The sequence below is a fragment of the Microbulbifer variabilis genome (assembly GCF_020524905.1).
Classification (GTDB): Bacteria; Pseudomonadota; Gammaproteobacteria; order Pseudomonadales; family Cellvibrionaceae; genus Microbulbifer; species Microbulbifer variabilis_A.
In genome coordinates, this window is sequence record NZ_JAIVKI010000027.1 from 1 (window position 1) to 26,374 (window position 26,374).

The window sequence follows — 26,374 nt, forward strand, 5'->3', positions numbered from 1 at the left end:
TACATCAAAAATCAAGAGGCTGAAGAGCGCCGCCAAGAGCAGATGCAACTGGCGGGGTTGTAACTAGCCCCCTCTGGGGGCTTTCACCATACCACCCGCTGTGCGGGTGGTTGCTGATTGCATCGTTATTCTGAGATGCTTGAGTACTATTGGCGAGACAACGTCAGTCATCCAAAATTTTATTCAGTCCATAGGTGTCCTTTCCATAAACCTGGAAACTGCTTACCCTGGGTAATGTGTACTCTATAGGTCCTTCAAGACTTGGGTAGCTGTCCTTGCCATATGGGGCGACTTTTACATGGTTAGCTGTGCAGCGCCCTACAAAAGAGAAGCGTTCATCGTGGCTGGAAGTGTTGGGGTAGGAGGCGTGCATATTTAGAGATGAGAAAATTAAGCACTCACCGGCTTTCATCTCCAAATCTTTTACTTCGAATTGGTCAAAAAAATTATCCCCCAGGAGTTTTTCAGCACTGAATAAAATAACGGCGCTCTTATAAAAAAGTCTTCCATATAGAGCAATTTTACCTAGCCTATAGAGATAGGAAGGAGAAAAAGGCAATAGGGAAAAGAAGAAAAGTTCATTTTCCGGGATAAATTCATAGAGGTAATTAATTCTGGCATCTGTGAAAGATCCAGGCAAAATGCGTAGGCAACCGCTCTCTCTGGTAGTATCGCTTAAGGCTACCCAAGCATTCAGTTGAATCAATGCAGGAGATGTTTTTTGCGTGGGTTGTAATTTTGCATATTTTCCCGCCTCGCGAAATGTTGCATTTTGGTGCCAAGCAGTGCCTTCTGCGCCTGGTAATTTATCGAAGAACTGCGTGCGCCAGCATATAATCTCATCACCGAGCAGGCTTGCTAAGCGCTCGGCAATTTGAGGCTTTCGCAATAGCTCTCTAAATGGTTTGAGCCGCAGGGCTTGGTACAGGCCTGCATACTCAATTGTCCAGCGATTGTATTTTTTCTCTATTTCGCGAATTTTTTTTCCTAAGTAGGACACGCCGCTGAAGTCATTTTTATATTCCCGAACAGCAAGCTCTTTTAATGCGTTCGCCTCTTCACTGGAAATTACCCGAAAGGGGGGTAGGTAACCGTTTTTTGTAAAGAACTTGCGCTCCTGCGCACTCAGGAAGTACTTGTTGTCTTGTTGAGTGGCAGATAGGTTGGGGAGGTCAATCGTTAAATTTTTTAACTGATCCAGATTGGTAAAAAGTTTTTGTTGCTCCCTTTTCTTCCACGGAAGAATGCATAGCTTATAAAAACCTATGGCTACTAACAGCCCAACTATTTTTAGTCGTTGGGCCCAGGTAATGGGAAACTGGGCCAGTTCCTGGAGGGTGCCAGCTTCCTTGTGCATCTCCGTCAGCGTGCTGTTTTTCGGCATTTTAGCCTACTGCTCATGAATGACTTCCACAGGCCCGTGATCGTCACAATGGTCGCCATGGACATGGTGCAAACGTCCATCCACCAGGTAATCGAAATGGTCGCCGTGGGGGATACGTTCGTGTCCGCAGTGTTCTCCGTGAATATGGGTAGCGTGAGTGCTGTTGTTGATGGGGTTGCAGTCATCTGGGTTCTTGTTACTCACTTCCAGCACATGTTCATCGTAGTGGCCCCTGTGCGGATGGTGTAGGTGGCCATTATGTAGGTAACACACATGGTCTCCGTGACGAATGGCGGCATGCCCACAATGGGGGCCGTGTTTATGGGAATGGTTGTCAGCCTGTTGACAGGAAGAACTGGTCATATTGGTTCCTCGATTGGTGGTAATAGCTCTTTCCATACATCCCAGCTTTGGTATGAAAAGCCTCCCCCCCACCCTTTGTAGCTTTTCCAAACTGTAGAAACGCCTTTGCCCCTTTCAAAGTAATAAATAGCTTTCCTCGCCTATGTAACAACGTTTGCTCTCTGAGTGAAGTTATCTGGCAGAAGCCCACATATTTAGTAAGTGTGACTAAAACCAGTAAATGGCCATAAAATGGCGCTGAAAGCATATTGCAATCGATTGCATGCCTAATTTATAGTGCTCGAAAGGTGTCGTCTCACAGGACAGATATCCACCCAGATTGCAATCGATTGCAGTTTAAGTGGGTATCAGACACTCCATAAATCCAATAAGAATGACGATGAGAGGGGAGTTTAATGAAGAGGAAACCTCTAGTGCTGGCCATTTCCTTTGGTGCCATACAATTGGGCCTCTGGGGGCATGCCGTTGCCCAAGGTGCTATTTCACCGGTTTCAGATGATAGGGTGATAGAAGAGGTGATAACCACGGGAACCCCTGGTGGCGCAGGAATAAAAAAACTAGATGCCAGCTTTTCAATCACAACCTTGAGTGACGATGAAATCGGTAAAGCCTCCCCGTCGAGTACCGCTGACCTCCTGAAGTCAATACCAGGCCTTTGGGTTGAGAGTTCCGGTGGTGTGTCTGGTGCGAACATTGATGTCCGCGGATTTCCAGGTGGCAGTGATGCACCCTTTGTAACGGTTTCCATGAACGGCTTGCCGCTATATCCGGCACCAACACTTTCCTTTTTGGAAAATTCCTCTCTTTTCCGTGTGGATGAGACTATTCAGCGGGTAGAAGGACTGCGCGGAGGTCCAAATCCAGTTTACTCCAATGGTCAGCCTGGCCTTACTACCAATTTTATCTTGAAAGAGGGAACTGAAGAGACTGAAGGTCGCTTTAAGTACACCACCTCAGACTACGACCTCCAGCGTGCGGATGCCCTATTAACCGGTAAGCTCACTGATGATGTTTACTACATGATGGGGGGGTACATAAGTTCTTCTCCTGGCGTTCGTGATGCTGGTTTTGATGCTGAAGAAGGTCACCAGTTTACCCTGCACCTAACCAGAGAAATGGATAATGGCAAAGCCGGCTTCTATGTTCGCGATACAAAAGATACCGGTACTTGGTACCTGCCAAATGCCTCCTTACTGGCAACCGACTATACCCAGGTAGGCCCCAGTAACCGCAAGGTTTCAGTACCAATTTCCCAAGCTGATGGGAATGGTGGCTCAGAAACACGTTGGGAAACTTTCGATATGGGGGAGGGGCGTGGCTGGGATGGCAGCATTGCTGGCGCTTATCTTGAGCTGGATCTGGGCAATGGTTGGAGCCTTACCGAGCGTTTTGGTTTGACTAACGGTAGTGCCGACACGCTGGGTTTTGTTCCCAATGGCCATATGGTCTCAGCCAGTGATTTGCGATACAACGATGGCACAGTCGTTACCTCCGCTACCACCGTATCTGGGGCAGCGGTCAGCGATAATACCTTGTTGCAACAATTTGGAGCTTGGGTCGTTCGAAAGGACATTGAGGCAACGACTAACGATATCAGTGTAGCCAAAGAGTGGGATGACTTTAAGGTGACAACGGGCTACTACACCTCTAGCTGGGAAAGTGATGAGTGGTGGTCGCTCGGAAACCAGAACTACTTTGTGCTTGGTCACGATGGTGAGCAAATTGCGGGGGATATTTCTTGTGATGATGAAGAGTTAGATCCCGTTCTCTGTTGGAGCTACGACCTTGAAGCGGTGGGTGATGCTCGCGAAAACGCCTTCTACATTGCGGGAGAATTTTACTCAGGCGATTTCACGTTTGATTTGGGAGTGCGATCTGCAAATCGTGCAACCAACTACTCAGTAGATGATGGTGTGCGTGATGGTATTTTTACTACTTACAAGGCTGATGAAGAGGGTACCGCGTATACCGCTGCGATAGATTGGGCATTTGCTGAGAATATGGGAACTTTCTTCCGCGTAAACTCCGGCTTTAAATTTGCAGACTTTGATAACTATCGCGAGTTTGGCGAGAGCTTCCGAATGGGCTCCGATCTGATTATCGATATCGACCAATACGAGTTGGGCTACAAACTACAAGACCAAGACTATTCGTTGTTTGCCACACTCTACTACAACGAAACCCAGGGTATGCCCGACTGTATTATTGGCAGTACCACTTGTACCCGTTTGGAAACAGAGGCTCTTGGCCTTGAGCTGGATGGTAAGGCCCACTGGGGGGACTTCACTTTGGGCCTGAATGCAACTTTGCAGAAGCCTGAAATCACCAATGGCGACTTTAAAGGCAATCGGGTAATGCGCCAGCCCGAGTACCAAGTACGCCTAAGCCAAAACTACGATTTCACGATCAGCAATATTGACATGGCGGTGTTTGGTGGAGTAAGCCGAGTGGGTGATCGTTTCAATGACAGTAAAAACTCGGTGACATTGCCGGGTTATACCAAAGTAGATTTTGGTGCAGTGGCTTACTTGAACGATGTTACCGTTCAGCTTGCACTGGATAACCTCACCGATGAGGAGGGCATTACCGAGGGAGACCCACGGGATCCTCAGGCAACCAATGTTCGTTATATCCTGCCGCGAAACATCAAGTTAAGTATCGCTTACGACTTCTAGTTCGACTCCAGCCTCTCCCATAGGCTTTCTGAGCTTTGCCGCACACTATTTTTGTGCGGCTTTTTTATGCCTGCCTTCTTACCATTTGTCTTTAAGTGCCCGACTTGGTCGAATTTGCAGCATTATTAAGATTGATTATTGTCCTTAGCAATTAACGATACTTTTATAAAGCCAACATTATAGTGGTTTCCCCAGGAAAGTTTTTCTGGGATAGTGACTATAGATATTGCAAGCTAAATTGGTAAGTTGTACGAATTATTCTTTCGAGAGGTATATTGTTCAGTTAAATGTGCAGTATTGAGAACTACTTCTGCGTCGGGTGAATAGTGTTATTTGATTCAGGCAAATGAGGGGCAGGGGTTACTGGTTTAACAAGGATTAGGGTGCCGATAATTACGGTAAATCTAATATTAACTATAGGTTCCAAGGATGATTATGAAAATTTACACCGCATTTTTGCTAAGTATTCTTTGTTGCTCAGTTTGGGCGCAGGATGAGCATAATTATGAGTTTGTTACCATTGGTGGGAATACAATCTCCTATCTTTGTAAAGAGGAAGGTGAGGGTAAAAAAGTAGTATTGATGGTTTCAGGTATGGGTTTAGATGCGCATAGTACCTATAAAAATACCTTTCATAAATTCTCGTCTGATGATTTTATGCTCTGTATCTACGATCGGCCTGGAGCTGGAAAAAGTGCGCACGCGGTTCCAAAAGTTAGATCGATGGATGAGCTTTCAGCTGAGCTCAAGTCTTTCGTGGAGTTTAAGAAATGGGACTCCGTAGTTCTTGTGGCCCATTCATTTGGTGGTTTAGTGGCAAGGGCATTTGCGAATGAAAACCCCAGTAGGGTCTCTGCCCTTCTATTTGTGGATGCAGCCCATGAATCCTGGTACGGAAACCTGAAGTCTTCTTTATCCAAGGAGGGGTGGGCAACAATGCAGTGGATAATGGAGTGGGAAAAGGAAAAGCATTCCTTCGAAGATTTCGAAGAATCCGCATCAAAGCCAGAGCGTTATGAATTAAAGCAGGAAATTCCAATCACAGTGATGAGTAGAGGGTTGCCACATACCGTAATCCGCCAGACTAAAATGAGTTACGCAGATGTAGATGCTTACAACAGGACTTGGGATCAATCGCAAATTGAACTCTCCAAGATTAGTGACAACACCAAGCATGTAATTATGAAATACTCCTCGCATCTGTACGATGAAACTGATCCGTGGATTGTGCTTGAAGAGCTGGATCAACTTTTATCTAAAGTTGAATAGTTTTTTGAAGAGCCATTAAAGACAGTTAACTCTTGGATTTGTATAGGTTTTTACTTGATCTGGCAGAGTAAGGCTTGGAAGCGGCCGTTGTCAGATCAAGCCAGAACTATCAAGCTCGTGTATCTAGGCTAGCTTGATACAATTAGATAGACGTAAAAATTACTTTTTCCAGGCAGACTGTAAGAAGATTCTAGTTATTCTCAATGATTTCCTGTGACTTATAGTTTTCCTTGAGTAGTGTATTTTATTCCGCCTTTCTCATAGATGCCCCTAAGGTTTTCAAAGTTACAAGACGTAATTTAAGCCAATTCAATGCTCTTCACGTCTTGAGCTCGAATAGAGGTATTTTGGTGTTCTAATCAGCCTCCTAGCCCTTCCAAATTGATCAATTATGCGTCAATTATTTTTGAGTAAAGAGCCAAGCTTCTACGTGTGAAATAAAAAAATAAGTGTAATCATAATGTTAGATTACACTTCTATAGCAACTGCACAGTATTTGCTGTGTAGATTAAAGTTCCAGTCTAATAAGAGGGTTGCATGTCTACAGATCTTATCGATGCAAACGTCTCACCAACAGGGCAGTTCGATATTTTATCCAAGTATGAAATTAATCGACTTAGCAATGAAAGCCGTGGTTCTCAATATCAGACCTTCCGGAACTGCTCCCTGGCGGTACTTAATAGCGGCGGTAATATGGATGATGGTAAGGAGCTTTTAGAAACCTATTCCAATTTTGATATTTCTGTTGTCCCAACTGAGCGCAGTATAAAGCTTCAACTTAAAAGTGCTCCTGCCAGTGCTTTTGTGGATGGAAAGATTATTAACGGTATCGCTGAGCATTTGTTCGCGGTGCTTAGAGATATAATTTATGTAAATAGTGAAATCACCGGCAGCCCACTACATGATTTAACATCTTCTCAAGGCATCACCGATGCAGTATTCCATATTATGCGTAATGCCGGTACCTTTGATCGGGTGCGTGGCCCCAGATTAGTGGTGTGTTGGGGAGGACATTCTATTTTATCTGAGGAATACGATTACACTAAACAAGTTGGTTATGAGTTGGCCTTGCGACATCTGGATATTTGTACTGGTTGTGGTCCGGGTGCCATGAAGGGGCCAATGAAAGGTGCCACGATAGGTCATGCCAAGCAACGCGACCGACATGGTCAATATCTTGGCATTACTGAACCCGGTATCATTGCTGCAGAGGCGCCAAATGCAATTGTCAACCAGCTGGTTATTCTGCCTGATATTGAAAAGCGATTAGAGGCTTTTGTGCGTGCAGGCCATGGCATTGTGGTTTTTCCTGGAGGCGCGGGCACTGCTGAGGAGATTATTTATCTCTTGGGAATACTCCTTCACGAAGAGAATAAGGATCAACCTTTTCCAGTTATTTTTACTGGACCCTCTGGTGCTACGGAATATTTTGTACGTATCGATGAATTTATTGCTTCCACTTTGGGTAAAGAAGCGCGCTCAAGGTACCAAATCATCATAGATAACCCGCAGGAAGTGGCTAGGCAAATGGCTGCAGGGATACATGAGGTTAAATCCTATCGTAAAGAGATTGGCGACGCTTATTATTTTAACTGGAAGCTGAAGGTGACTAGTGAATTTCAGCAACCTTTTTCGCCGACCCATGAAAGCATGCTGAATCTTGCCTTACATAAAAATCAGGAGCCTTATCTATTGGCGGCTAACCTAAGACGTGCATTCTCCGGAGTTGTATCTGGCAATGTGAAAGACGAAGGTATCCGCATGGTGGAAAAACATGGGCCTTATGAATTGCGGGGTGATCCGGGTATAATGCACAGCATTGATGTGATGCTGGAGTCCTTTGTGAATCAGCAAAGAATGAAGTTACCTGGCAAGGAGTATATTCCTTGCTATAAGGTGCTTTCTAAGTAGAAATAATATAAATGTTCCAGGATGATTTATGTTGGATGAAGGGGGGGCTGGAGGCTTAGCGTTCTTTCCAATAGCAACTTCTGTTAAGAAAAGACCAGGAATGTACTTTGGTGGTACCGGCTCATCTGCAGTTAATAATGCGATTTATGAGCTGATTTCCAACGCTATTGATCAATATTTGATGGGATATGCAACTAAAGTAAAGGTTGAGGTGTTTGATAGTGTAATTAAGGTGTCCGATGATGGGAGAGGACTTCCTTTTAATGCTCCTGCCCCTATTGAGCACTGCGCAAGCTTGGCTGAATTTTATTTTCTTTATCGTCATAATTTGCCAACGGCCGATAATCATGCACCACATGTACATATTCTTTCTGGTGGGTTAGGGTTGGCAGTGATCAATGCGGCTTCTGATTATATTAAGGTAATAAGTTCAGATGGGCACAGGATCTATCGACAAGAATTTGGTGAAGGGGCGATTCAGACACCCTGTGAGATCGATTGTATTGTATCTGATAGTGGTACAGAGCTTGAATTTTTTCTTGACAAGACGCTCTTTCAAGTACCGGTTCCAGATATGCCTTCAATGAGGAAAACATTATTTGAATTGGCTCATTTTTATCCTGGGCTGGTTGTTGAGTTTCAGGGTGAGAGGTTCCTTGCGGAGCGTGGTTTGTTGGATCTCGCCTATATAAGGTACTCAGCACTTGTCGTAGGTTCTCTGAGTCCGTCCCGCCAATATTTCTTTCAAGGTAAAGAGAATGGGGTACAAATTCAGGTTGCAGCTTTAGGAGATTCTGGTTCCACCGAGTATAAATCTTGGGTAAATGGTGTTGAGACTGTTGAAGGGGGAGTCCATATTTTAGGGCTTGAAAGAGCCTTTCTAAAAGTAGGTTGGAAACCCCATATAGCTTTAATTCATGTGATTTTGCATGATCCAAAATATGCTGGCCCCTCACGGGATACACTATGCCATACCTTTATCACCGAGGTGGTTGAAAAGCTCGTTGAAGAATCTTTGTTTGAGATTGTGAAAAACCAAAGAAATTGAGATTGGTAATATTGTAAGTTATTGATAGTGTGTTAACGGTTTAATTTTGGTTGTTAATGTTTGGCAGGGAATAATAATGAAGGATCATAGCTATTATAACAATGTCTGTAAAAGCAAATTTCCCGGGCTTCTCGGTATTGAGCTTGTTAAGGTTGCAGAGGGGGAGGTAAAGGCAGAAATGGGTGTCGCAGAGTCTCACTTGGCACCAAATGGCTATTTGCACGCTGGTAGTGTTGTTTCTTTAGCCGATACGGCTTGTGGGATTGGCTGTTTGGCAAACTTGCCAGAAAAGGCCTCTGGTTTTACCACCGTTGAACTTAAATCCAATCATCTGGGGACGGTACGTGATGGCGTTGTTTCATGTACCGCAACACCTGTTCATAAGGGGCGAACCACTCAGGTTTGGGACGCTTGTGTGATTTGTAAGGAAACGGGAAAAAAACTAGCCATATTTCGTTGTACTCAATTGATTTTATATCCGTAAATTCTGAAGGTGATTCTCTATCCATAACTTGAGCAATTGTACCTATTTGCAAAGAGCTCTGCCTGAAAGTTATATTCAACGCTTATCAAAAGAGGATGGTTTGTAAAAATCAACCTCTTTATTTGCCTTAAAACTATAACTAGTTGGTGCTTTCTGATGGTTCGTCATTTATTACTTACCCTGGTTTTAACTTCTTCAGTCTTCCCAGCTCTTGCACACGATCAGCCAGATAACAAAATGGATAGTTGGCGAGCAGTGAGTTTTAAAAGTGAACCTTTGTTGAATTTACATCTCTTTTTATATGAGTTGGCAAGAGATAAGCATTTTTATACTACCTTCAAAAAGGAGGGGGAGATCTCCGATAATGAGCTACATCTTTTTGATGCTGCTGTTAGGGATTATATAAAACAGGGAGCCGATCGAAATATTCATATCATTATGTCCAATGATGAAATGGCAGATTTAACAGCGATGATTTTAGGTGGTGATGCTAACGGTACTGAACCAGCAAATAATGCCTTATATGATCATGTTCAGGCACCTTCAACGATCTATGATAAGACTCTTTGGGGGCATCATAGGGAAAGCAATCTTGAATGGGTCCAGAGCTTAAGGGTAAAGCTGGATGTCTATGGGGATAGTATTTTTGACAGACTCGAAAGTCTATTCGGTGAAAAATTGATAGTTAAAGGACATACAGTAAATGTTGTCTATAAACCTGGTATGCGACAGGGTGCAACCACCTCAGGGAGAAACTTTCAGACTATTATCAATAGTACTTACCCAGATTATGCAGATTGGTTCGCATTGGAAATGTTTTTTCATGAGATCTCTCATGCTAATGCGGTAAGGAGGGAAAGCAAGCTACAAAAGATCATCGCTAAAGAGTTTAATCCATTGGGGCTAGATGATAAGAAAGGTATATGGCATCCAATCCAGTTTTATACCGTTGGACAGGTCGTCAAGAGTGAGATATCTGAAGATGTAAAAAATTATATCCCCTATGCGGAAATGAAAGGGCTCTATGTTGGCTCCTGGGATTATAAGTCTCTCCTAGACCAATATTGGATGCCTTACTTGGATGGAGAGGTATCCATGGAGCAAGCGATTAGAAACATTGCTTTAGCACTATCTGAACAAGATGGTTGATTCAATAGATATGTTGGGTATATTAATTAATATAGCATTAACTTTTATTATTAGTTGGGCCCTAATTTGGGCTTTTTTTGCGTGGGGATTGGGCGTTAATAACTTTGCCAAGGTACATGGTAAATTTTTAGGGAGTCTGGGCCACTGTAGTTGGATCCTTCTGATGGCGGCTCATTTTTACGCGATCTTTGCGCTATGGATGGATTTGTTTTCGGCCTCTATATTGCTCACCGCCTTGTTTTTCGGGCACTTGTTGGTTGGGCTTATTTTCGCGCGAAATGTAAGCGCTCGTTAATTATAAAGAAAAATCTTATGTAAAGCGGATGTTTCGTAGGGTAAGTGTTATGGGACGAGCTTTATCCGTTTTTAGCTTCTCATAAAACGGATAAAACGGATAAAACGGATAAAACGGATAAAACGGATAAAACGAAATAGAAAGCTTAATAGATAGTGCCATGTTGTGAGGCAGTAAGCACACTAAAAGAACATTAACTACCACAGCATGTGGCTTGCCTAAGGAATTCTAACTTACGTCCGCTGCTCTAATCGCTGAGAGAAAGAAGTCCCTGGGGTTGAAATCTTCTAGGCTGCATACAATATAGTCGGCATTCCTTAGAGAGTTTTCACTGCCTACGCCGATAGCAATCATTCCCTGTGCCGCTTTAATGGCAGAGACCCCGGCAACGGCATCCTCAAAGGCAACACAGAGTTCAGGTTCAACTTGTAGGCCTTTCGCAGCTGCGAGGAAAATATCCGGGCAGGGTTTAGGTGCGGACTGCTCTGGATCGGCAATTGTTGAGAAGTAATGTGATATCTCCAATGCTTGTAAAACGGCCTGCGCATTCTTACTGGCTGAGGCCAGGGCAATGGGGATTTGTTTCTCATGTAGCCAGGCCAGAAGCTCCCCTGCACCCGGCAGTAGGTCTATTGGAGATAAGCTGCGAATCAGCTTTTGATAATAGCGGTTCTTTGTGTTGGCCAGATCAATCTTTTCCCTATCACTAAACTGATCGCGCTCTTCCCCAAGAATCACTTCTAGTGAAGCCATGCGCTCCAGCCCTTTGAGATTTTCACTGGTATCTTCAGCCCAGGGTCGTTTGAGCTCTTGAGCCACTTGGCGCCATGCTGCCAAATGCAGCCGTGCGGTATCGGCTAGTACTCCATCCAGATCAAATATTGCAGCACGATAAATCACGGTGTTACCTCCACTGGCTGTGCTATTTCAAAGGTTTTGGTTTCTCCTGCTGTGAGAAATACAGGTTCATGGACGTGGTGTAGGTTGATGGGCTCGCCGTTTTCCAGGGTATAGCTGGCAGTACTACGATTGATTTCCACTGCTAGGGTGCGATTGTGGAATTGCAGACGGAAGCGGTAACCGTCCATCCCCTCGGGTACATAGGGTGTGAAGTTCAATTCGCTAGCCTGTAAGCGCATACCGGCAAAGCCCTGCACCATGCACATCCAGGTGCCGCCCATACAGGCGGTATGGATACCGTGCTGGGTATTATTGTGGTGATTGTCCAGGTCCATTCGTGCTACTTGCTGGAAGTAGTCGAGCGCTTTTTCCGGGTATCCCACCTCGCTGGCAATAATGCTGTGGATGCAGGCGGATAGGGTGGAATCGTGTGTGGTGAGTGGTTCGTAAAAGTCGAAGTCGCGGCGTTTTTGTTCGATGGAAAACTCGGAACTTTCGAGCAATAGTCCCAAGACTACATCTGCCTGCTTGCAAACCTGATGTCGATAAATTACCAGTGGATGGTAGTGCAGTAGCAGGGGGTAATGATTTGCCGGTGTCTGCTCAAAGTCCCACACTGGCTTATCGAGGAAGCCATCATCCTGCGGGTGGATACCTTGGGATTGGTCGTAGGGTAGGTACATGGCTTCTGCGGCTTTTGTCCAAAGCTCTGGTTCTTGCGAGCCCAGTTGGATACGTTGGGCCAAGGCCAGGCAGGCTTCTGGATCAGAGGATTGCAACCATTGGTATACCTCTGCAGCGTATTCCAAATGCGTGCGTGCCATCAGGTTGGTATAGAAGTTATTATCTACCAACGCGGTATATTCATCTGGGCCAGTGACTTCATTAATACAAAATTGGTTGTTGCGGCGAGGGTTGAAGTGGCCGATTTCCATCCACAGTCGGGCGCCCTCAATAACCAGCTCCGCCCCTTTTTCCCGCAGAAACTCCGTATCGCCAGTGACTCGGCTGTAGTGGCGCACTGCATAGGCGATATCCGCATTGATATGAAACTGGGCAGTGCCGGCAGGGTAGTATGCAGAGCACTCCTCACCGCCAATAGTACGCCAGGGAAAGAGGGCGCCCTTGTTGATCGCCAGCTCTCGGGCACGGGCGCGAGCCGCATTCAGAATCGAGTGGCGATACTCCAGCAGGTGGCGGGCCATATTGGGCTGGGTGTAGAGAAAAAACGGCAATATATAGATTTCTGTATCCCAGAAGTAATGGCCGTCGTAACCATCTCCCGAGAGCCCTTTAGCAGCGATATTCGTACGTCCATCCCTGCCCAGGGATTGGAACAGGTGGAACAAATTGAAGCGGATGCCCTGCTGCAAGCTGTCGTTGCCAAATACCTGGATATCGGATTTTTGCCAGAACACATCCATTTCTGCGCGCTGTGCCTTGGCATATTGGGCATAACTTTTATTGGCGCAAAGTTCCAGGTACTTACGCAGAGCCCCAGGCTCAATCGGCTCGGCATGCTGCTCGGCGAAGTAGGCTAGGTATTTGGTTAGGCGTATGGGCTTGCCCCGCTGGGCATTGCAGTGGTATTCAGTGGCTACGTGGTTTTCATGGTGTTGATTGGTTATTGTGTGGCCCGCACTCGCTTGTAGCCGATGTATGGCTGCGCAGCGAATTTCAAAGCCACTGCTTTTGACTGAGAGTGGCAGTGCCAAGTAGTCAGCATCGGCGGCATTATCCAGCCACTGGATATCCCCTTGATCGATAGGGGAGGCAAGGCGTGGGTCATCACTGCGCTCAGCTTGGTCGAGATTGCCATCCAGACCCGTTAGCAGGCGTATCTCCCCATCAAAATCCAGTGGAGTGACTTCAAAGTGGATGATCAGTAGGTGTTTTTCTGTCAGGCAGATCTGGCGCTGCGTTTTGAGGCTAATGGTTTTCCCCAGTGGCGAGCGCCAGGTGAGGCGGCGCTCAAGGGTTGCGCCGGCCATATCCAAATAGCGTTCATACTCGAGTAGTTCACCCTGCGCCAGGCTGAAACGCTCGCCCTCAATCCAGATTTGTATACCCTTACCGTCCGGTACTCTTAGCATGCGCTGATTATTACGGGCATATCCGTAGGCGGCCTCGCCGTAGCGGATAGGCTCACTGGCATAGACTCCATTGAGGTAACAGCCATCGGAAAAGGGCTCGGGATCAAAGCCCTCCTCAAAGGTGCCGCGCTCGCCAATAAAACCATTACCCAGCGAGAAGAGGGTGGCGTTAAGAGGGTAGTCACTCGCTTGGAACACACTTTCCAGCAGGCCCCAGGGGTGAATTTCAAGTTTATGTTGTTGTTCTTTCTTCATACCACTGACATAAAAACCGAGGGTTAGGCGCTTTGCCGAAGTGGTTAGTACTCCTGGCAACTGCTTTCAGTCTATCTCTTGTACACACTAAAATGCAATCGATTGCAAATTTGGTGTGTGGAATTTTCTTGTGCCTTCGTTAAGTCCTATCTGGTAATGTAAATAAAGCTTAACTGACTGATAATAATAGTTTTTTTAGTTTTTATATTAACTGCCAACTTTCCTGGTTGACCGGAACAGCCTGAATGGTCTCTCTTCAATAAGGTGAAAAGATGCAAACGATTGCATTATTGGGGGAGTGAGTCATACTGCTAGGTTCTGGGGGCCTGAAAATTCACAGTTATCAGCCCATACCAAGAGATCGAAAAATGTACAATAACAGACTGGTACGGCTGTACGCCTGAGCCAAAGACCGATAAAGATTTCCTTATGAACAACCAGCGCATACTACTTTCCCTTTTCGCCATTTACTTCGTATTCGCCATTCTCTTGAACAGTGTCGGCACTGTGATATTGCAGGTGATTAATACTTACGGCGTGAGTAAATCTGCAGCCAGTGTATTGGAAGGTTTTAAGGATATTCCTATCGGTATCGTGTCTTTCCTGGTGGCTTCGCAATTACCGCGTTTCGGTTTTAAGCGGGCCATGTTGATGGGCCTCGCCATTGTTACCGCGGCTTGTATCGCCATGCCCCTATTGCCAGGATTCTGGACAGCAAAACTACTCTTCCTTTCGGTGGGAGTTGCTTTTGCCTTGGTGAAGGTCGCAGTCTATTCAACTGTAGGCCTATTGACCCGAGGGCCAAAAGAGCATGCGAGTATGGTGAATACCCTTGAGGGGGTGTTTATGGTGGGGGTTCTCGCTGGATATTGGCTGTTCAGTGCCTTTATTGACTCGGCTAATCCGGGTTCCACTGCATGGCTGAGTATCTATTGGGTGTTGGCTGCGATTTGTCTATTTGCCTTTATCTTGCTGTTACTGACAAATATGGATGAGTCGGGTACCCGGGTTAAGGGTGCTAGTCCACGGCAGGATTTCTGGGCGATGATAAAACTGATGGCCAAGCCTTTGGTTTACATCTATGTAATTTCAGTTTTTATCTATGTGTTGATCGAACAGGGCATCGGCAGTTGGTTGCCCACGTTTAACAATGAGATTTTGAAGCTGCCGGCAGCGATGAGTGTCCAGGCCGCCAGTATTTTTGCTGCAGGACTCGCCTTGGGTCGCTTGGGGGCTGGGGCCATTATGCGGCGTTTACACTGGTATCCGGTGCTGAACGTCTGCCTGATGGCAATGGCGCTGCTTGTGGTGCTGACCCTGCCTCTATCGAGTGATGTTCAAACCAACTCGGATATCAACTGGTTCAACGCACCGATTGCGGCCTTTATCTTGCCGCTTATAGGCCTGTTTATGGCTCCAATCTATCCGGCAATAAACTCTGTGATACTGAGCTCACTACCTACTCATCAGCATTCGGCAATGACTGGACTGCTGGTGATTTTTTCAGCGCTGGGGGGCACCACCGGTTCGCTGATTACGGGTTCAGTTTTTGAAGCCTTTGATGGCCAGGTGGCCTTTTACTTATCACTGGTGCCGATCTCGGTAATTCTGATCAGCCTGTACTTTTTTCGACGTGCGGTGGAAGGTGGGACTGTTGAAATCTCTGCCAAACTTACGGCATGAGTTGGCAGCGCCAATTTTACAAACTCTTGTAGCACGCCTAAGATGGCGTATTTCCCGCGAACAAGGTGAAGTACGCATGCCTAAGGATTCCTCCTCTCCTGTCTCCATGTCCGATATTGCACGGCTGGCGGGAGTTTCTGAATCCACTGTTTCCCGCGCGCTGAATAACAACCCGCTGATCAATGAAAAGACTCGGGAGCGTATACAGCAGATTGCGCGCAGTATGAATTACAAAATCAACGAGAGTGCACGCAATCTGCGTTTAAAGCGCAGTCATACCATTTCTGTGGTGATCAATACCGGTAGCGCCGGGGGCCAGACCTTTTCCGACCCTTTTATGTTGGACATGATTGGTGCGATTGCCGATCGCCTGGCCGAGCACCGCTACGATCTGCTGTTCTCCAATCGCATCGTCACAAGTGATGACTGGCATGCCTATTTAATGGGCTCTCGACGTGCCGATGGCGTGATCGTAATTGGTCAGGGTATCAATGATGGTCCACTACGTGAGTTACAGCGCCAGGGCGATCCCTTGGTGGTATGGGGAGGCACTGCCAAACCAGACCTTGATTACTGTATCGTGAGTAGTGACAACCCGATGGGAGGGCGACAAGCTACCGAGCATCTACTCAAGCAGGGCCGCCGCAAAATCATCTTCCTGGGTGATACTGAACACCCTGAGATTCACGGGCGCTACGAGGGCTACAGAGCCGCGCTTGCCGAAGAAGGGCTTGATATTAGTGCGCGCCAAATCAAGGTTTCTTTCTCTAGTGAAAGTGGCTACCAGTCCATTGCAGACCTACTAAAAGCTGAGGGCTTGACCTTCGATGCGATCTTCGCAGCAAGTGATAGCATCGCTATGGGTGCCATCAAGGCCTTACAGAGTCAGGGTTACAAAGTACCCGATGATGTCGCCGTGGTTGGATTTGATGATATTCCCATCGCGCCTTTCTATACGCCTCCCTTAACTACCGTGCGTCAGAACATCCAGCGTGGTGGTGAGCTGATGGTGGAGAAAATGATGCAATTGATCGGTGATAAAACCGCTGAGCCCGAAGTGCTACCTACCGAACTGGTAGTGCGTTCTTCCTGTGGTGCTAATCCTGGCTATCAGCCGATCCAGGAATACAATCAGCAGTAAATCTCTCGCAGCTCCCGCAGCGGAGCTGCTTTCTCTTCTTTCCTTTGGCCTTTCTAGCACACCAATCTACCATCCCGACCGCTGCCCTTTGGCCTAATGGGCCAAACTGTCAGGACACCTTTCTCTATTTGCCTGCCAAGAGCGGGCCCTTGGCAGGGTTAAATAGTGGAATCCAGGATCCCTTTTTCAAAAAGCCAATTGCTTGGATTAATGGCATTGAGCTTTGCGATATTTCTGATCGCCAACGACATCACCGCCTTTTCTGTAGCCATTCCTTCCATGGAGAAGGAGTTCAATTCTGATATCACCACGGGCCAATGGGTAATGAATGGTTATACCCTGGTTTTTGGGGTGATGATTATCAGTGGCGGCCGTTTGGCAGACATGTTTGGCCGACGGAAAATCTTCTTTATTGGATCAGCAATCTTTGTCTTTTTCTCTCTTATCGGTGGGCTCGCCGTTGATATGTGGATGTTACTAGGTGCCAGAGCTTTGATGGGGGTCGGCAGTGCGCTCATGTGGCCGGCAATTCTCGGTATGACCTATAGAATGATGCCGGCAGATCGTTCGGGTCTGGCCGGAGGACTGGTTATTGCTGTGTGTGGATTTTCCAATTGTATTGGACCCTTGGTTGGTGGGGCCTTGACTGACTGGCTTAGCTGGCGCTGGATATTTTTTATTAATGTTCCTATAGCTATACTTGCTTGCTTGATATGCTGGAAGGCGATTCCTTACGATAGTGCTGATAAGGTCGAAGAAAAAATTGACTACCTAGGAGTCGCCACCTTATCGATAGCCTTGTTTGGACTTCTTGTCGCATTGGATCTTGCAGTAGATATTGGGCTTAAAAGCCCTCTGGTCATTACTTTGGTATCAATCTTCCTGATATTTATTGGATTGTTTATTTTGGTGGAGAGGCGAGACAGCTTGGATGCGTTGATACCGAAGGATATTGTCAGAAATTATAGGTTCTTTGCTGCTGGGATTACCACCTTACTCATCTCCGTAATATTTTTCGCTGTACTTTTTTTCATTCCCCAATACTTATCTAAGGTGCATGGCTACTCTGCAATATATGCTGGCTTGGGGTTGTTACCTATGATGATTGTGCAGGGTATAGGCTCATTTATCACTGGAAGCTTGTATGAAAAACTTGGAGCTAGGCTGATGGTGGCAATGGGAGTACTACTTATGGGTCTATCCATGTTTATATTATCGCATCTGTATAAAGGCTCCCCTTACATTCAGCTAATTCCAGGTTTAATTATTCTTGGTGCTGGAGTTAGTCTTTTCTTTCCAACTATCACAACCGCAGCGATTACCGCTGTTGACCCTGCCAGAGCCAGCCTTGCCGGTGCGATTCTTTATATGTTTCAGATTGCAGGAGGCGCAATGGGACTGGGGATGAACACCACAATTGTAGCTATGGCGCCGGATATCTCAACCGGAATTGATCGGGCATTCACAGTGAATGCTTATCTGGCCTTGGCATCACTCATTGTGTCTATTTTGTTTGTGAGCGGCAAGGTACTTCAGGAGAGGGTTGAAGAGTAAAGCCTTAAAAGGTGCGCTTATCTTAGGCAGCACTTCCCGAAGTGATTCTGAAAGGAGTATATCCTCTCCCTAAAGGTCCCCTCCTTACTTACGATGAAGATAAAGCGCCAGAGCATTTTTTCGGAGAACTTTGCTAGCCCCAGGTTCACCCAGAGTTTCTTTAATCAACGTTACATCTTCGTCTCTAAATGGTCTTGGCGCCCTTGTGGAAGGCAGATCCGTACCAAACATCAGACAGCTAGGGTTTGCTTTGTAAAAATCGGTAATGGCGGTAGCTGGATCGAAATCAAGGCGTCCAAAGCCAGTGGCTTTCACTTTTACCCCTTTCTCAGCGAGTGACAACAAGAACCTGAGACCACTTTTACTTAGTCCGAAGTGATCAATTGAGACGCAGGGTAGCGCAAGTAGGGTGGGTACAAGAGGTTCAAGCTGAGTTGAATCAACATAAAGCTCGACATGCCAATTGGCCAATTCATAGATTCTACGAGCAAATTTTTTGATTTTTGTTATTTCCTCGGAGCCACCTCGCTTTAGATTGAATCTTACGGCCCGGACGCCGATGGCGTTTAATGCCAGAATGGTTTCATCATCGGTATCGGCTAGAAGCTGTATCACGCCGACGAAATTTTTGCCAAGCTTGGCCAGTGCGTCCTTGAGATAAGTGTGATCTTGTTTCTGAAAGGATCCGGAAACAACTGAGCCACCTATTAAGTCATATCCCTTCAGTCTTGATAAATAATCAGCAGTAGTAAAGAAATTAGGTGTGAAGCCTTGATTTGGATAAAGTGGAAATCCAGGGCTAATGATATGGAAATGGCTATCGAAAATCATAGTTTTTTTTCTTGGCATAATATCTTACATATAAGCGGAATAAGAGGCTAAAAACTTCTGTTGATCTTGTGCTCACTAAAAAATCAGAGCAAAAAAAATTAAATAGGTCAAACTTTAAACTTTCCAGGCTATATGTATAAAACCGCGCTGCAGAAAAAAGTAACAGGAAGAATACAATGACGGAAACTAGGACTCCTTTGTCAAAAACCCAGTTTCTTGGCTTGTTGGCTCTCAGTCTAGCGGTTTTTCTTGTTGCGAATGACTTCACGGCATTCTCTGTAGCGATTCCCGCTATGGAGAAAGAGTTTAACTCCGATATCACCACGGCCCAATGGGTCATAAATGGTTATACCTTGGTTTTTGGTGTTCTTATTATCTCTGGTGGGCGCCTGGCAGATATGTTTGGACGTCGGCGAATCCTCTTTATAGGCACTGGAATCTTTGTGTTCTTCTCTCTGCTTGGTGGCCTGGCCGTGGATATGTGGATGCTCCTGATCTCACGGGCATTAATGGGGATCGGTGGCGCCATGATGTGGCCAGCCATCTTGGGGATGATCTATAGACTATTGCCTGAGGACCGCTCTGGGCTGGCGGGTGGTTTAATTATGACAGTTAGTGGTGCATCGAATGCTATAGGGCCAATGCTAGGGGGAGTCTTGACTGACTTAGCTAGCTGGCGATGGATCTTTTTTATCAATATTCCGATCGCGGCTTTGGCTTGTCTGGTTTGCTGGAAAGTGATTGCCGATGACAGCCCTGATAAAGTAGATGAAAAAATAGATTATGCTGGTGTAGCTACACTGTCTATTTCCTTGCTTGGTTTGCTTGTTGCCTTGGATCTGGTGGTAGATCTTGGCTTTAAGAGCCCTTGGATTGTCTCATTATTCGCGGTTTTCCTGGTGTTCTTGGGACTTTTCATTATTGTGGAGCGCAAAGCGAACAAGGATGCCCTAATCCCAGAAGATGTAGCCACAAATAGCAAGTTCTTTGCCGCGGGTATGGCAACCTTACTGCTTTCTGTGGTCTTCTTTGCTGCCCTGCTGTATATCCCCCAGTTTCTCACCAAAGTTCGGGGTTATTCGGCCGCTTTTTCTGGTATAGGCCTGTTACCAATGATGGCTGTATTTGGCATTGTTTCCTATATCTCAGGCAGTCTGTATGAAAAGTTGAGGGCTAAGGTGATCGTTTCAGCTGGCACCATATGCATGTGCGCTGGTATGTTTATGCTCTCACACTTAACCATAAATACCACCTATCCGATTCTCATACCCGGTTTGATGATTCTCGGAGCGGGCGTTGGCCTTTTTTACTCCACCATTACTACAGCAGCGTTAACTGTTGTTGATCCCTCCAGAGCTAGTCTGGCCGCAGCAATACTTTTTATGTATCAAATAGCAGGTGGCGCCATTGGCTTGGGTATGAATACAACTATAGTTGCTATGGCCCCAAATCTGCCTTCTGGAATTGATAGAGCCTTTACAGTTAATGCTTATCTGGCATTGGCGGGGTTAGTAGTTTGTATTTTGTTTGTAACTGGTAAAGATGTAAAAGTAGATTACGAGGAGGAGGGGATTCTGTAAATGTGTTTTAAAAGAGCCTGGAAATATTACCCATTTACCTACTAGCACAGGCCATAATTCAATGTTTTTCATTGGGGACGCTAATAGTTTTTGTAGTCTACAATCAATTGAATATATAGGTGCCTTTTCATGAAGTGATGACGCCTATGTTGTTTCTTCAATTGTAACGCATAACATTTCGGCGTTGAGGGGAAATCAATGAGCTACTCCTTCGTCCAAAGACTTTCGGCAGAATTAATCGGTACCTTTATTCTGGCGACAGCGGTGCTGACTTCTTTAACGCCGACCAACCCATTCCCTATAGCGACACCAATTGCCGCTGGCCTGGCGTTGGGACTTTGTGTCTATATCATTGGAGGGATTTCTGGGTGCCATATTAACCCTGCCATCTCTTTTTCCATGCTTATCTCCAAGAAGCTCAGTTTCAGGGATTTTATAGGTTATGTAATCGTTCAAGTATGTGGAGGAATTCTGGCGCTGCTGATGGTAACTATTTATGTCCCACTGGGACAGGAAGGATGGTTGGTTTCCCATAAGGCATCAATTTTTAGTGGTATAGGGGAGGGGCTGGGAACGGCATTTTTCAGTTTTGGTGTTATGGCTACGGCCCATAATAAGGATATTGGAAAAGCCACTTCAGGAATTGTTGTCGGCAGCTCGTTGTTACTGGGATTGATTGTATCCCACAATGCTTCATACGGAATTCTGAACCCGGCGGTGGCTTTGGCCACAAAAGCATGGAGTTGGGATTATTTATTAATGCCATTCGTGGGCGCTAGTGTAGGTGCTTTGGTTAGCTATCTACTATTCAGACCTCGTGGCCACTTACAGGAAAGTTAAGAGAATTGAATAGAGCTATTTCATGTAATACAGAATCTAGCAGTTGGAAATAGATTATTTTTCGTTTTATATGTTCTCTTGATTCTCATTATAAATTACTTTTTTCTTTTGGAAAGCATTGTAAAAATTTAGATGGGATTGGTAAGAAAAAGTATCATGCCTGTTTTTATATTCCTTTATCCAGTTTATGAGCATATCTAGATTTGAATCCTGTGCTTCTTTGGATTCATACTTATGTGGCTCCCATGGCCTGTTCTTGGCATTAACTATACACTGATCAATACTGAGATCCATGAATATTATCTCCGATGCATGGTTGGCCAGAAGCTCTAGTAAATCGGTATAGCAACCCTCTATCACCCAGTCTTTATGTGTCTCGATAAAAGCTTCTATTTTTAATTGGGATTCTTTCAAGGGCATTCTTTGTGGAGGTATAGTTGGCATCCATGCTAAAGTATCTAAGTCCAGATGGGCTAACCCTCCTTTTGAAAGCCTTTTTGCTAGTGTAGACTTCCCAGAACCTGAATTCCCAAAAATTAATATCTTACCCATTTAAGTAACCTTTTCTAAAGAAAGAGAAAGGATGTAAAGCATTTTGATGTGCATTTTTTAGTGCAGCAACAATAAAAAACATATAAGCCAAAAAATTTAAGAGTCTCATTGTTTTCCTACTGTTTCTGCACTAAATTTAACCTGCTTATATTAAGCGTGAGAGAAATAATAGAATTATATTAGCCTACAAGACCTTTAGCCATATCCAAGTGTTGGTGCTGTGGGTTATATCTAATCCCATTGTTGGGGGAAAAACCATAATGCTCAGCTAAGGCGGTTACCAGTACATAGGTATAAAAGTCGCCGATGGAAGTGTCTCCATTAAATTGACCAGCTACCTTTAAGATTTCTTGCTTCTCTTCAGATAGTTTCTGTCCGGTTTTGTGGAAGTTTCTAATATCTCTAATGTCGCTATACATCCAGGCAACAATGATCGAATTCCCTACATTCGTAGGTACAAACAGACCTGCTATATTTGAGGCGACAGCCAAAAAATCACGCCGAATTGTTTTGTAATATTCACTCCAGGAGGCATCCAATGAAGCTAGATTTTTCCTCATACCTATAAGTGCAAGATAAGTTGCGATAATACCGTTTATTTTCGACGTGATATCCTGCATAGAGGATGCCAGACATATAGTTGAAACCTCAAGGTTATCTTCTCTGTCTTTTATAAGAGCATCGTTCTTGTTGATTTTTTTGTTTATATCATTTGTTAGGTGTGTTGTAGAGCATCGTCTTTGATAGTCGACCGCTGCCAATCTAAAATTAGTTCGCATTTGATCTAATCGTGCGACTTCACTGGCAGGTGCTTTCGATGTTAAGTATTCTCTAAGAAAGGAATGGATCGCTAAAATACAGCTAACTTCACTATTGAGATTGCTCCAGTAAACCTGACCTTTGGTGGAACGGTCCCGACCCGCAACATAATTGTTGGCGACATCTCTTTTAATGATTCTACCCCAGGCGTCATAGCCGGTAGAGCAAAACTTAATCATCTCTCGAATTTTTACATCATTAAAAATGTCTGCACTCATGTTTAATCCTTTCATGAGGTGGAATAGTTAAAATTTTGAATGAATGTCACTCATATAAGAAGTCTGTTGTAGAGGGTAGTGTAAGGATAATGTAATCAAGCTAAAAAAGTTAGTGTTGGAATGCTTGGTGTAAGTAATATTAGAGTCACCGGAACACTAGTTTCTACCCTAGAAACACTGACAACATTAACATATTTTACCATCAGTTAAATTACTTGTTGGCACACTAGAACCGTGCAGGATGAAGCTTGTAGATCTTAAACTGAGGCCAAAGTGCATGAGCAACGCAGGTAAAACAGGCACCGCTCAGCGTATTACTTGGTACATTGGTTCTGGGTGGCAGCAATTTGGTACAAGAGTCTTAAAATATGGGGTAACCATTCTGACAGAATTAAGGGTAAAGAACTCGTAGTTTTGCAAAATATCCCCATATACAGAAAGCCGGCCTTTCTAAAAGAGAACTACTTCTGCAAAACTGGTTTGATTTGTCTCGTAGATTGTCTATGAGTTTTGTATCCAATTAATAGATATTGATGCTTTTTCAATCATATTCTAAGGTTTTTTTGAAGGTTATTTAGCAGCTGCATGGTTAGTGGTGGCTTCCCATTTGTTGGTATTGACTTGGTCGCTCATATTAATAACTGGACCTTTGGAGTCATTTTTCCGCAGAAAGATAATATAAAGATCAGATATTCCATTACGCTTTTTTACCCTCTATCCCATAGCAATTAGCTTTCTTTTAGGTAACAAAGGATTGAACCGTTATCTGTTTGTATTGACTATTGGTTTTATCAGAAAAGATCATGAACATTTCTCAAATTCCAGAAATGAGACATGCGTCACGGGGCTGCTTTTATAGCCATCTCCAATGAGACTCTTGTAACCTTCTACCATAGGAATGCATTTATTCTCAGGCGAGCACATCGACCCACCTTTGCAGATAAAGTCAATATATTTCTTTTAAACAGTAGCTTGCTCCCGGAATTCGAAAAAAACTGAACGATTGTACCAATCACCTCTGCGTTGAAGTACGGCCCTTCGAAACCCGCAGATAACAGGGTATACATTTCCCTATCATCTGTAGAGAAAACAAGGAGCGAAGGGCTCGGCAGTCATGCCCATTGATGCTGTCCTACCTAGAAATCATTGGAGCTGGGAGCTTAGCTTTCCTATTCACACTTAAAGTGGTCATTGCAAGAGCGGTATACAGAAGAGCATTTCATAAAGGAGAAGGAGGGGATTGATTGAGAATTTATCATGGGTGTACTGGTTTTAGAAGTAGACTTATAAATGCAGCACCAACACTCAGAGAGTTTGCAGCCAGTAACCAGAGAAAAGCCTTACTTTTGAACCTAAACTCAGGTACAAACCACCTTTTATAAACGCTCCCCTCTAGTAGGCCGTTCACCAAGCATCCTAAAATGAAGGTTGCTATCCATGTCACAGGATTAAAAGTGCCTATACCAAATGCCCAATACATCACTGAGCCAGGGAAAATCTCCCATACAATACCTGCTAAAGGAATTAGGACTATACCAGCTACAGAGGATAGTAAGTTGGCAAATACAACAGCAATTATGGATTTTTTTACTGATAGTGTAAACAGCCATTTGATGGTAATAAACTCAATGACAAGTCCAATTCCGATCGCCCAAAAAGAAAAAAGACGTGTTTCTAGATATAAAGCGGGCCAAACAGCATTTGCAAAAGCAATAGCAGGAAAAAAACTTGCTGCAATAATTAAAAGTTTATACACGGAAATCCTTTATACGTAAGCCAATTATGGATTTTAAAGATTCAGCTATTCAAGAAGCTGATATATTTTTCATTTGACATTGCATGAGCTCTATGATCTTTTGCATCCTAAACCAAAAATTATCTGCACGATATATGTGAATCTATATGTTGTAAAGAAAAGTTGAGATTGAATATTTAGGAGAGATTTTTTCACAGCTGAAGCATTCCTGAGCAAGAACTTCTGATCCACGTGATATTTAGTAAATCCTGGAAAAGAAAAGGCGAAGAGGTATAGGTAGGTGATTTTTTAAATCTCTTTCCGTTTGTTGCCGTATTATAGATAGCTATTTAATTTTCTAGTTTTTTTATAGTAGGATAAAAATGTTTACGTCTATTGTTCTATCGATGAGTAGTTCGAAAGGATACATCTTTCATAGGCTTTAATAACACAGCGAGAGGTTTATTGTCGGGGCAAAGAAACTTCATTTCTGTGCCAGTCATATTCGATATTGAACACTTGGCAAGAGTTACTCTCAACAACCTGAGGTATAGGTTATTCTAATTAGATATCTTTATATAGTCTAAAAATTTGACTATAAATATGAAGTCCCAGCTCTGCAGAGGAAGAAGTAAATGCTAAAGCGCTCATTCATGTTTGTTTTGGCTTTAATTTTGTTTGTCGGGGTATCATTCATATTGGCCATAGAAAAGTCAAAGCCTTTTGTTTTCACCGCCATCCCGGATCAGAATACTGCCCGTCTACAGAAACGTTTTGATAAGGTTGCACAGTATCTAACGAATGCACTAGGAATTGAGGTCAAATATTTACCAGTAAAATCGTATAGCGCTGCGGTTACTGCATTTGAAAACAATGAAGTGCAGCTAGCCTGGTTTGGTGGCCTTTCAGGGGTTCAGGCGCGGTTTGCGGAGCCTGGCGCGCAGGCTATTGCTCAAGGTGAAGAAGACGCGGATTTCACTACTTATTTTATTGCCAACACCAGTACTGGATTAACTCTTTCACAAGACTTCCCAAAAGACATTGAGGGCATGACATTTGCTTTTGGCTCTAAAGATTCAACTTCTGGGCGTCTGATGCCAGAATTCTTTGTGCGTTCGGCTTTCGGTAAACCCCCTCGTGATGTTTTTCGTCATGTGGGCTTCAGTGGCGACCACTCCACAACCCTAGATCTTGTACAATCAGGCAGATATCAGGTCGGCGCAGTGAACTATAAGGTCTGGGAGAACGAAAAGAAGGCTGGTAAGGTGGATGAGACAAAAGTGCGGATCATTTGGAAAACCCCCGGATACCCAAATTATAACTGGACAATTCGTGGAGATGTCAACGAGACCTGGGGCGATGGATTCCAGGATAAAGTACAGCAGGCGCTTTTGAATATGCGTGACCCAAAGCTTCTTGCCTTATTTCCCCGTAAGCGTTTCATTAAGGCTGACAACGCCATGTATCAGCCGATTTTGGATACGGCTATTGAGATCGGTATTTTGAAAAAGTAGGAAGGTATACTTTTAGTCAATAAAGTATGCATTTAAATTCTTCAAACCTTTATAGTATTATTAATTTCTATCTTCTATCCC

General features: G+C 44.6%; 20 protein-coding genes. 13 read left to right on the forward strand and 7 right to left on the reverse strand.

The annotated features are described in order from the left end of the window. Positions 1 to 163: 163 nt before the first annotated feature. Together LC073_RS20125 and LC073_RS20130 are read right to left on the reverse strand one after the other, a co-directional pair. A complete protein-coding gene (locus LC073_RS20125; RefSeq protein ID WP_226649215.1) occupies positions 164 to 1,384 on the reverse strand; it encodes a phytanoyl-CoA dioxygenase family protein in 1,221 nt (406 codons plus the stop codon). A gap of 6 nt (positions 1,385 to 1,390) precedes the next feature. After that, entirely contained in the window at positions 1,391 to 1,747 is a 357-nt protein-coding gene (locus LC073_RS20130) for a hypothetical protein (RefSeq protein ID WP_226649216.1), read from the reverse strand. 395 nt (positions 1,748 to 2,142) lie between these two features. On the opposite strand from LC073_RS20130, the gene LC073_RS20135 reads away from it, so the two are divergent. The 6 genes from LC073_RS20135 to LC073_RS20160 all read left to right on the forward strand — a co-directional run bounded on the left by LC073_RS20135 (position 2,143) and on the right by LC073_RS20160 (position 10,283). Beyond that, positions 2,143 to 4,422: a TonB-dependent receptor gene (locus LC073_RS20135; protein ID WP_226649218.1), complete on the forward strand. Its 2,280-nt coding sequence runs from the start codon at positions 2,143 to 2,145 to the stop codon at positions 4,420 to 4,422. Between the two features lie 435 nt (positions 4,423 to 4,857). Then, complete coding sequence (locus tag LC073_RS20140; protein ID WP_226649219.1) at positions 4,858 to 5,691, forward strand: alpha/beta hydrolase; 834 nt, start codon at positions 4,858 to 4,860, stop codon at positions 5,689 to 5,691. 537 nt (positions 5,692 to 6,228) lie between these two features. Continuing rightward, positions 6,229 to 7,602, forward strand: a complete 1,374-nt coding sequence (gene ppnN / locus LC073_RS20145; protein WP_264190728.1) for a nucleotide 5'-monophosphate nucleosidase PpnN — start codon at positions 6,229 to 6,231, stop codon at positions 7,600 to 7,602. A 28-nt stretch (positions 7,603 to 7,630) separates the two neighbouring features. Further along, complete coding sequence (locus LC073_RS20150) at positions 7,631 to 8,650, forward strand: hypothetical protein (protein ID WP_226649220.1); 1,020 nt, start codon at positions 7,631 to 7,633, stop codon at positions 8,648 to 8,650. Positions 8,651 to 8,726: 76 nt separating this feature from the next. Beyond that, complete coding sequence (locus tag LC073_RS20155) at positions 8,727 to 9,134, forward strand: PaaI family thioesterase (protein ID WP_226649222.1); 408 nt, start codon at positions 8,727 to 8,729, stop codon at positions 9,132 to 9,134. 156 nt (positions 9,135 to 9,290) lie between these two features. Further along, on the forward strand, positions 9,291 to 10,283 hold the full coding sequence (locus LC073_RS20160; RefSeq protein ID WP_226649224.1) for a hypothetical protein: 993 nt from the start codon (positions 9,291 to 9,293) through the stop codon (positions 10,281 to 10,283). A 523-nt stretch (positions 10,284 to 10,806) separates the two neighbouring features. On the opposite strand, the gene pgmB is transcribed toward LC073_RS20160, so the two are convergent. Together pgmB and LC073_RS20170 are read right to left on the reverse strand one after the other, a co-directional pair. After that, positions 10,807 to 11,478 (reverse strand): beta-phosphoglucomutase, encoded by a 672-nt coding sequence (pgmB, locus tag LC073_RS20165; protein WP_226649225.1) that lies wholly within the window; start codon positions 11,476 to 11,478, stop codon positions 10,807 to 10,809. After that, positions 11,475 to 13,886, reverse strand: a complete 2,412-nt coding sequence (locus LC073_RS20170; protein WP_226649227.1) for a glycoside hydrolase family 65 protein — start codon at positions 13,884 to 13,886, stop codon at positions 11,475 to 11,477. Before LC073_RS20170 ends, pgmB begins: the two co-directional genes overlap by 4 nt. A 369-nt stretch (positions 13,887 to 14,255) precedes the next feature. Between LC073_RS20170 and LC073_RS20175 the strand changes: the two genes are divergently transcribed. The 3 genes from LC073_RS20175 (at position 14,256) to LC073_RS20185 (ending at position 18,204) form a co-directional block, all read left to right on the forward strand. Next, positions 14,256 to 15,509 carry an MFS transporter gene (locus LC073_RS20175; RefSeq protein WP_226649229.1) on the forward strand — a complete coding sequence of 418 codons (1,254 nt, stop codon included), beginning with the start codon at positions 14,256 to 14,258 and terminating at the stop codon, positions 15,507 to 15,509. Between the two features lie 76 nt (positions 15,510 to 15,585). Further along, the gene (locus tag LC073_RS20180; protein ID WP_226649231.1) at positions 15,586 to 16,650 is read left to right on the forward strand and encodes a LacI family DNA-binding transcriptional regulator; all 1,065 of its coding nucleotides are present in this window, start codon (positions 15,586 to 15,588) and stop codon (positions 16,648 to 16,650) included. 165 nt (positions 16,651 to 16,815) lie between these two features. After that, the gene (locus LC073_RS20185) at positions 16,816 to 18,204 is read left to right on the forward strand and encodes an MFS transporter (protein ID WP_226649233.1); all 1,389 of its coding nucleotides are present in this window, start codon (positions 16,816 to 16,818) and stop codon (positions 18,202 to 18,204) included. Positions 18,205 to 18,288: 84 nt separating this feature from the next. Here LC073_RS20185 and LC073_RS20190 read toward each other — a convergent pair whose 3' ends face one another. Continuing rightward, positions 18,289 to 19,035 (reverse strand): amidohydrolase family protein, encoded by a 747-nt coding sequence (locus LC073_RS20190; RefSeq protein ID WP_226649234.1) that lies wholly within the window; start codon positions 19,033 to 19,035, stop codon positions 18,289 to 18,291. A gap of 197 nt (positions 19,036 to 19,232) precedes the next feature. Between LC073_RS20190 and LC073_RS20195 the strand changes: the two genes are divergently transcribed. Both LC073_RS20195 and LC073_RS20200 read left to right on the forward strand, forming a co-directional pair. Next, positions 19,233 to 20,615 carry an MFS transporter gene (locus LC073_RS20195; RefSeq protein ID WP_226649236.1) on the forward strand — a complete coding sequence of 461 codons (1,383 nt, stop codon included), beginning with the start codon at positions 19,233 to 19,235 and terminating at the stop codon, positions 20,613 to 20,615. 198 nt (positions 20,616 to 20,813) lie between these two features. Continuing rightward, positions 20,814 to 21,455, forward strand: a complete 642-nt coding sequence (locus LC073_RS20200) for an MIP/aquaporin family protein (RefSeq protein ID WP_226649238.1) — start codon at positions 20,814 to 20,816, stop codon at positions 21,453 to 21,455. A gap of 66 nt (positions 21,456 to 21,521) precedes the next feature. Here LC073_RS20200 and LC073_RS20205 read toward each other — a convergent pair whose 3' ends face one another. After that, positions 21,522 to 22,007: an AAA family ATPase gene (locus tag LC073_RS20205; RefSeq protein WP_226649239.1), complete on the reverse strand. Its 486-nt coding sequence runs from the start codon at positions 22,005 to 22,007 to the stop codon at positions 21,522 to 21,524. A gap of 179 nt (positions 22,008 to 22,186) precedes the next feature. Continuing rightward, positions 22,187 to 23,044 (reverse strand): hypothetical protein, encoded by an 858-nt coding sequence (locus LC073_RS20210; protein WP_226649241.1) that lies wholly within the window; start codon positions 23,042 to 23,044, stop codon positions 22,187 to 22,189. Between the two features lie 1,421 nt (positions 23,045 to 24,465). Here LC073_RS20210 and LC073_RS20215 point away from each other — a divergent pair. Together LC073_RS20215 and LC073_RS20220 are read left to right on the forward strand one after the other, a co-directional pair. Next, complete coding sequence (locus LC073_RS20215) at positions 24,466 to 24,819, forward strand: hypothetical protein (protein WP_226649243.1); 354 nt, start codon at positions 24,466 to 24,468, stop codon at positions 24,817 to 24,819. Positions 24,820 to 25,414: 595 nt separating this feature from the next. Then, the gene (locus LC073_RS20220; protein ID WP_226649244.1) at positions 25,415 to 26,293 is read left to right on the forward strand and encodes a putative selenate ABC transporter substrate-binding protein; all 879 of its coding nucleotides are present in this window, start codon (positions 25,415 to 25,417) and stop codon (positions 26,291 to 26,293) included. Positions 26,294 to 26,374: the final 81 nt, after the last annotated feature.